This is a genomic window from Metapseudomonas phytobenefica, from assembly GCF_043392685.1.
In the GTDB taxonomy this organism is placed as follows: Bacteria; Pseudomonadota; Gammaproteobacteria; order Pseudomonadales; family Pseudomonadaceae; genus Metapseudomonas.
On sequence record NZ_JBHZGM010000030.1, the window covers coordinates 58,091 to 65,777 of the forward strand.

7 protein-coding genes are annotated in these 7,687 nt (G+C 63.4%); 2 read left to right on the plus strand and 5 right to left on the minus strand.

Going from position 1 to position 7,687, the window contains the following annotated elements; translation table 11 throughout:
• Positions 1 to 4: 4 nt before the first annotated feature.
• Complete coding sequence (locus ACFW0B_RS20715; RefSeq protein WP_459251727.1) at positions 5 to 637, plus strand: pseudouridine synthase; 633 nt, start codon at positions 5 to 7, stop codon at positions 635 to 637.
• 46 nt (positions 638 to 683) lie between these two features.
• Here the strand turns inward: ACFW0B_RS20715 and ACFW0B_RS20720 are convergent, their stop codons facing one another.
• The 4 genes from ACFW0B_RS20720 to ACFW0B_RS20735 all read right to left on the minus strand — a co-directional run bounded on the left by ACFW0B_RS20720 (position 684) and on the right by ACFW0B_RS20735 (position 3,361).
• Complete coding sequence (locus tag ACFW0B_RS20720) at positions 684 to 887, minus strand: DUF2788 domain-containing protein (protein WP_449150859.1); 204 nt, start codon at positions 885 to 887, stop codon at positions 684 to 686.
• Positions 888 to 1,065: 178 nt separating this feature from the next.
• Positions 1,066 to 1,545 (minus strand): Lrp/AsnC family transcriptional regulator, encoded by a 480-nt coding sequence (locus ACFW0B_RS20725; RefSeq protein ID WP_449150860.1) that lies wholly within the window; start codon positions 1,543 to 1,545, stop codon positions 1,066 to 1,068.
• Between the two features lie 375 nt (positions 1,546 to 1,920).
• On the minus strand, positions 1,921 to 2,808 hold the full coding sequence (locus ACFW0B_RS20730; protein WP_449150862.1) for a cation diffusion facilitator family transporter: 888 nt from the start codon (positions 2,806 to 2,808) through the stop codon (positions 1,921 to 1,923).
• Between the two features lie 133 nt (positions 2,809 to 2,941).
• A complete protein-coding gene (locus ACFW0B_RS20735; RefSeq protein WP_449150863.1) occupies positions 2,942 to 3,361 on the minus strand; it encodes a polyribonucleotide nucleotidyltransferase in 420 nt (139 codons plus the stop codon).
• Between the two features lie 127 nt (positions 3,362 to 3,488).
• On the opposite strand from ACFW0B_RS20735, the gene hrpB reads away from it, so the two are divergent.
• Positions 3,489 to 6,014: an ATP-dependent helicase HrpB gene (gene hrpB, locus ACFW0B_RS20740; RefSeq protein ID WP_449150864.1), complete on the plus strand. Its 2,526-nt coding sequence runs from the start codon at positions 3,489 to 3,491 to the stop codon at positions 6,012 to 6,014.
• A 160-nt stretch (positions 6,015 to 6,174) separates the two neighbouring features.
• On the opposite strand, the gene ACFW0B_RS20745 is transcribed toward hrpB, so the two are convergent.
• On the minus strand, positions 6,175 to 7,221 hold the full coding sequence (locus ACFW0B_RS20745; RefSeq protein ID WP_449150865.1) for a helix-turn-helix domain-containing protein: 1,047 nt from the start codon (positions 7,219 to 7,221) through the stop codon (positions 6,175 to 6,177).
• Between the last annotated feature and the right edge of the window lie 466 nt (positions 7,222 to 7,687).

The window sequence follows — 7,687 nt, forward strand, 5'->3', positions numbered from 1 at the left end:
AGGCATGTCGCGCCCAACTCCTCCCGCCCGTCCCGCTACCCGCCGCCCCGGCTCCGCCGCGCCTCGCCGCGTGGCCAAGGCGCCGCCGGCCGAACCGCGCTTGCTGTTGTTCAACAAGCCCTTCGACGTCCTTACCCAGTTCAGCGATGGCGAGGGCCGTGCGACCCTCAAGGATTACATTCCCATTCCCGGCATCTATCCAGCCGGCCGCCTGGACCGCGACAGCGAAGGCCTGCTGCTGCTGACCAACGACGGCCGCCTGCAGGCGCGCATCGCCGACCCGAAGCACAAACTGCCGAAAACCTATTGGGTGCAGGTGGAAGGGGAGCCCAGCGAAGAACAGCTCGAGCGATTGCGTAAAGGCGTGGAACTGAACGACGGCCCGACCCTGCCGGCCGAGGCGCGGCAGATTGAAGAACCGGCGTTATGGGAGCGCAATCCGCCGGTGCGTTTTCGCAAGAGCGTGCCGACGGCGTGGCTGGAGCTGGTGATCCGCGAGGGGCGCAACCGCCAGGTGCGGCGCATGACTGCAGCGGTAGGGCTGCCGACGCTGCGTCTGGTGCGGGTGCGTATCGGCCCCTGGAGCCTCGACGGGCTGGGGCTGGGGGAGTACCGCGAAGTGCCCGCTCAACTCTGAGCGGCAGGTTGAGCCCGCCTTGGCTGGCGGGCTCAGGCAAAGGGCCTTAGAAACCTTCGAGGCCGCCGATCACCAGCGTCTTGATGACGAAGCCCAGCACGCCCAGGCCCAGGGCGAGGAACAGGATCATGGTGCCGAAGCGACCCGCCCTGGACTTCTTCGCCAGGTCCCAGACGATGAAGGCCATGAAGGCCACCAGGCCGGCGATCATCGCCGTCATCATCAACTCTTCGAATTTCTCCGGGCTCATTTCGCACCTCGTGGAGTGAATACAGGCTGCACCCGCACGGCCGACGGGCCGCGAGGAAAGCGGGGCGGTGCGCTTGTGATTCCGTGAGCGCGAAGGCTCTTCATATGAGGCGGGGCCACGCGGGGGTACAGCAAAGCGCGGCGATTATACGCCAAGCCGATCGCCGCGCGAGGACCGTTCAGACGCGCAGATGGCCAAGGGGCAGCTCGGTGCTGCTCAGTACCTGATTGAGCACGAAGCTCGAACGCACGCTGGTCACCCCCTCGATGCGCGTCAACTGGCCCAGCAGGAACTGCTGGTAGTGGTCCATGTCCGGCACCACCACCTTCAACTGGTAGTCCGCCTCCATGCCTGTCACCAGGCAGCACTCCAGCACTTCGGGGCATTGGCTGATCACCTCCTGGAAGTGCTCGAAGCGCTCCGGTGTGTGCCGGTCCATGCCGATCAGCACGTAGGCGGTGAGACTGAGGCCCAGCTTCTTGCGATCGAGCAGGGCGACCTGGCGGACGATGTAACCGTCGTCTTCCAGTTGCTTGACCCGCCGCGAGCAGGGCGAAGGCGACAGCCCGATGCGCTCGGCCAGTTCCTGGTTGGAGATGCGCGCATCGCGCTGCAATTCGGCAAGGATTTTGAGGTCGTAGCGATCGAGTCTTTCCATTGCAGTCACCGCAATTTGATTTGATTGCTGTAAATACTGCTACTTTGGAGATTAATTGCGCAAGTTGTCCTGTGGTGAGCAATATTAGCAATCATTCGTCGCGCGGAAGAACGTAAGCTTTCTCTCAGTTTCACGGCCCGGACAGCAAGTCCACCCGACCCACCCAATCAGGTGCGTCGACGCCTCCGATCCAACCGGTTCGAGCAGGCCCCCGGGTCCGCGCTGCCCAATCAGGCAGGCGATGAAAGCGGCGACAAAATCGCCAGCACAGGACTAATTCCCCGAAGGGGGGCCCGCTGGATGGGGCCTCCCTTTTTTATTGCGCGCGCGAAAGGTCAGGTGATTCGCCGCAAAGCGTAGATCGGATGAACTGCTCTAGCCGTGTTTCACCACGTCGCGCGGGTCCGCGTGGACCAGCACTTCGGCGCGGGGATAGCGGCTGGTGATGGCCTTTTCCACCTGCTCGCAGAGCGCATGGGCGCGGGACAGCGTTAGCTCCCCCGGCAGTTCCAGGTGTAATTGCACGTACCAGTGATTGCCGGAAATCCGCGTCCGCAGGTCGTGGGCGCCGAGCACGCCGGGTACCTCGCGGGCCAGGCGGTACATGTCGGCGCTGATCTCCGGCGAGAGTTCCTCGTCCATCAGCACAGAGATCGATTGCCGCGCGATGCCGATGGCGCTCCACAGGATGTAGCCGGCGATGCCCAGGCCAAACAGTCCATCGGCCTGGTGCCAGCCCAGGCTCGCCAGTACCAGGGCGAGGAGGATGCCGCTGTTGAGCAGCAGGTCGGAGCGGTAGTGCAGCGAATCGGCGCGGATGGCGGTGGAGCCGGTGGCGCGGATCACCCGGCGCTGCAGCATCAGCAGGCCGGCTGTGAGTGCCAGCGACAGCAGCATCACGCCGATGCCCAGCACCTCCGCTTCCAGCGGTTGCGGATCAATCAGGCGTTCATAGGCCTGGGCCGCCACCAGTACGGCACTGACGCTAATGAACAGCGCCTGGGCCAGGCCCGCCAGGGCTTCGGCCTTGCCATGGCCATAGCGGTGGTCTTCGTCCGCCGGCTTCAGGGCATAACGCACCGCCAGCAGGTTGAGCAGCGAGGCCGCGCTATCCAGCAGCGAGTCGGTCAGGCCGGCCAGCAGGCTGACCGAGCCGCTCATGGCCCAGGCGATGGCCTTGGCGATGACCAGGGTGATGGCGACGGCGAGGGAGGCACGGGTGGCCAGATGCAGCAACTGCGCGTGCTGACGGGCTGAGGTCATGCCGGCTCCGGCTTGAAGTGGGTGAAGTCCATGTCCAGTGTGTCCGGGTGGTCAAGGGTGCCGTGCAGGCTGCCGAAGAACAGCCCGCACGGTCGCATCATCGGCGTGCCCCTGGTTTTCCAGTGGGCCCATCTCAGGCGGCCGGGCGCAGGCCGAAGGCGGCCAGCTGCTGCAGGTTGCCGCTGCGCTGGAGAAGCTGCGGGTTGTCCAGCGGCAGGTCGTGGCCGGTTTCACTAGCGATGATGGCCTTCAGGCGGATCGGGTCCACCTTGCCGTCGGCGCCGATGGCTTCCTGGAGTTTCTCGGGCGCGACCTGGGCGCTCTGGCCGGCAGGCAGGTAGATGGCGCCAGTGGCGAAGTCGACCGCGAAAGCGATCAGGCCGGGGATCACATAGAAGAGGATGCCGATGGCGTCCAGGGCTGCGACGACCGGGTCGATCTTGCCCTCGATCTGGCCGCGACGGTCCGGATAGAACAGCGTGCCACAAGCGGTGAGCTGGGTAGTGAGGGCCGCGGCGACGACACCGCCGATCCAACGGGAAGCAATGCGCATAAACGTCTCCTGGTCGAAATTTCGCAACTATACCAAGCCGGCCATTTCAAAACCGCCCGGTGTTGTTAAGACCCCGGCAAGGAACTGGCGGTTCGCCGGTATACTTTGGCGCCTGCCTGGAGTGCCCATGAATCCGCTACCCATCGATGCCGTCCTGCCCGACCTGCGGGCCGCCCTGCAATCCCGCCACGAAGCCGTACTGGAAGCCCCGCCCGGCGCCGGCAAGACTACCCGCGTGCCCCTGGCGCTGCTGGACGAGCCGTGGTTGGCCGGGCAAAGCATCCTGATGCTGGAGCCGCGCCGGCTGGCCGCCCGTGCCGCCGCCGAGCGCCTGGCCAGTGAACTGGGGGAGGCGGTGGGCGACACTGTCGGCTACCGCATCCGCCTGGAGTCGAAGGTCGGCCCGCGCACCCGCATCGAAGTGGTGACCGAGGGCATCCTCGCCCGCCGCCTGCAGGAAGACCCGGCGCTGGAAGGGGTCGGCCTGGTCATATTCGACGAGTTCCATGAGCGGAGCCTTGATGCCGATCTGGCCCTGGCCCTCTGCCTCAATGGCCGCGCCCTGCTGCGCGACGAGCCGCCGCTGAAGGTGCTGCTGATGTCCGCCACCCTGGAAGGCGAGCGGCTGTCGCGCCTGCTGGACGAGGCGCCGGTGGTGCGCAGCGAGGGGCGCATGTTCCCCGTCGAGCAGCGTTGGGGGCGGCCCAGCCAACCCGGCGAGGCGCTGGAACCCCGGGTGGTGCAGACGGTACTCCAGGCCCTGGCTGACGAACCCGGCAGCCTGCTGGTGTTCCTGCCCGGCCAGGCGGAGATTCGTCGCGTTGCCGAGCAGTTGGCCGAGCGCCTCGATGGCCGGCCCGAGATCCTGCTCTGCCCGCTCCACGGCGAACTGGACCTGGCTGCCCAGCGTGCCGCCATCGAGCCGGCTCCGGCTGGCAAGCGCAAGGTGGTGCTGGCCACCAACATCGCCGAAACCAGCCTGACCATCGATGGCGTGCGCGTGGTGGTGGATGCCGGCCTGGAACGTGTGCCGAGTTTCGACCCGGCCAGTGGCATGACCCGCCTGGACACCCAGCGCATTTCCCGGGCCTCGGCAACCCAGCGCGCCGGCCGCGCCGGGCGCCTGCAGCCGGGGGCCTGCTACCGCCTCTGGTCCGAGGCCCAGCAAGAACAACTGGCCGCCCACGGAAGCGCGGAAATCCTCCAGGCCGACCTCGCCGGCCTGGCGCTGCAACTGGCGCGCTGGGGCGTGGGCGATCCCAACGAGCTGGCCTGGCTCGACCCGCCCCCCGCAGCCGCCTACGCCCAGGGCCGCGACCTGTTGCAGCGGCTCGGTGCCCTGGCTGAAGACGGCAGCCTGACCCGTCATGGCCAGGCCATGGCCGAACTGCCGGCTCATCCGCGCATTGCCCACCTGTTGCTGCGGGGCCAGGCCCTGGGGCTTGGCAATCTGGCCTGCGACCTCGCCGCCCTGCTGGGCGAGCGCGACATCCTGCGTGGCGGCGGCGCCGACCTGCACAGCCGCCTGGCCCTGCTGGCCGGTGAAGACAAGGCCGCGCGCGGCGCGCGTGGTGGCGTGCAGCGCGCCCGCCAGTTGGCGCGGCAGTTCCGCTCCTACCTGCGCGGCCTGGCCAGCGAGCCGGTGGCCGATCCGGATCACCCGCGCTGGCTCGGCTGCCTGCTGGCCTTCGCCTACCCGGACCGCATCGCCCAGCAACGCCGGGCCGGCGGCGCCGATTACCGCCTGGCCAACGGCCGCGCGGCGACCTTCGGCGAGCCGGACGCACTGATGAAGGAGCCCTGGCTGGTGATCGCCGATCTCGGCAGCCGTCAGGGCCAGCGCGAGGAACGCATCTACCTCGCGGCCGGCCTCGACCCGGCGCTGTTCGACGGCCCCCTGGCCGAACAGGTGAGTCGCCACGACCTGCTGGACTGGGATGAGCGCGAAGGCGTGCTGCGTGCCGAGCGGCAGGTGAAAGTGGGTGAACTGGTGCTGGCCCGCGAAGCCCTCGCGGAGCTGGACGAGGAGGCACGCTCGCGGGCGCTGCTCGGCCTGGTGCGACGCAAGGGGCTGGAGCTGTTGCCGTGGACTCCCGAATTGCGCCAGTGGCAGGCACGGGTGGCACTGCTGCGTCGGCTGGACTTCGCCGACAAGGGCGAAAGCGAATGGCCGGACCTCTCCGACGCGGCCCTGCTGGCCAGCCTGGAAGACTGGCTGCAGCCCTGGCTGGGCAAGGTCAACCGCCTCAGCCATTTCGCCAACCTCGACCTGGCCGGCATCCTCCAGGGCCTGCTGCCCTGGCCGCTGCCGCAGCGGCTCGACGAACTCGCGCCGCGCACCCTGGAAGTGCCGTCCGGCTCGCGCATCCGCCTGGACTACAGCGACGAGATGCCGGTGCTTGCCGTGCGCCTGCAGGAGCTGTTCGGCCTTGCCGACACCCCGCGCATCGCCGGGGGCCGGCAGGGCGTCAAACTGCACCTGCTGTCTCCAGCGCAGCGCCCGGTGCAGGTCACCCAGGACCTGGCGAGCTTCTGGCGCAACACCTACGCGGATGTGAAGAAAGACTTGAAGGGCCGTTACCCTAAGCACTACTGGCCTGAGGATCCACTTGTGGCTGAGGCTACGGCTAGAGCTAAACCGCGAAAGTCATAAACGGCTGCGCAATGCGGGGGGGCGTGCGAGCCGGAACCCGAGGGCGCCTCGTCAGGAACTGCTCGGGTCGCTCTTCGCAGTACGTGCTATTGATAATTGAAGAGAAGTTCAGGGTGAAACTAAGCGCATGGTACTTCCCTGTGCCTTCGCTACTGTTTGGTCAGCTCCAGTGGATTATGCGTGGTGCTGGCTTTGACTTGAGGGTGGTTGACGGGGGTTCACCGAATAGTTGTTTGTAATACGAGGAGAACATGCCCATATGCCAGAATCCCCACCTGGCGGCAATCTCACTGATCGTTAGGTGGTCAGATGAGGAAAGAATATCTTTTCTGGCGCCATTTAGCCGGAGGTAACGCAGAAAAGTAACAGGATTAATGCCTAGGACTTTTATGAATCCATAGTGTAGCGTTCTTCGACTGATTTTGAGCTCTTGGCAAATTTCAAGAATTGTGGGCGGTTGATCTTTTCGGGATAGGATAAATTCACGGGCTCTTTCAACAATGTAGCGATGCACGGATTGTTTTTGGTTGTGAGCCTCTATCCGGTTAAGGACGACCAGCGCGCTGAATATGTTATGCATCAGGTCGTTCAGCAATGTGCGCTGTGAGAGACCTGAGTTGAGAACGGAGGGGTTGGACTCAATGGCATGCAGTACACTATGGAAGCTAGACCTGAAGGTGTCACTCAACTGCTCTGGAACCTTCTCCACACCATCAAGCGTCAGAATCCTGTGAGGGCTTGTTTCCTCAACCAGATCGGAGTAGTGCTGCAGGTATTCAAGGTCCAGAACTGCCACGAAAATATCTGAGTAGTCGGGCGTTCTGAATTTTAGCTCGGAGTTTGGTTTCAGGGAGAAAACGGAGTTCTTGGTGAGTAAATCGCCACACCAGTAACCCTCGCCAGTGAGCTCAACCGGGACACCAATTGCGAGACTGTTTTCCCACGGCCGTCCCTGTTCGTCGACCGCCTTATTCATCGACTCCCTAAAGAGCTGAATCTCGCCAAGAGATAGCTCTTTCAGCCTTCCTGAGAATGCCCCCTTACCAATTTGAATATATTTTTGCTGCCACTTCTGTAGGCATTCCGCTTGTTGGAATACGTCGCTAGTTTCAGTTGTTGAGTACGACGCGTCACTCAATTTGGTAAGCGCTGAATAGTCGCGCTTTCGTGGTAGAAACTCGTTTGTTGTACCAGTCGAATGTGACATGTCAGGTACCTCATAGCCCCCTGTCATCAGAGAGCTTTATTCTTGTTATTGAAGGTCTGAAGGACTCGCAATGAAATAGGCTATATGCAAAGGTTCTGTAAGGCTGTTTATAATTCAAGGCGAGCTCAATGGTGCTTGCTTATTCATTTTTGTTATTTGTGATTTATTAGTGAGATTCTTGGTGCTGTCTTTCCATTATTTTGAAACAGATCATTTCAAGCAAGCTGGCTGATCTGACAGCTTGCATGTCTTGCCGATTCTTGATACTGCCTTGCCCATCTTCTGCCGTTAATGGATAACCACCCTCTGGTTGCCCTTCCTAGAATCGACCCCAAAGCGCGGTAGCGGAGACCTGAGCAAGCCTTTTGGGCTGATCCGTCGCCGCTTCGCTGCTCCATTCCATTCGCTGCTGCGGGTGAGTTGTTTCATCGATTCCAATGACAATAAGAGGCAATCAACAATGATC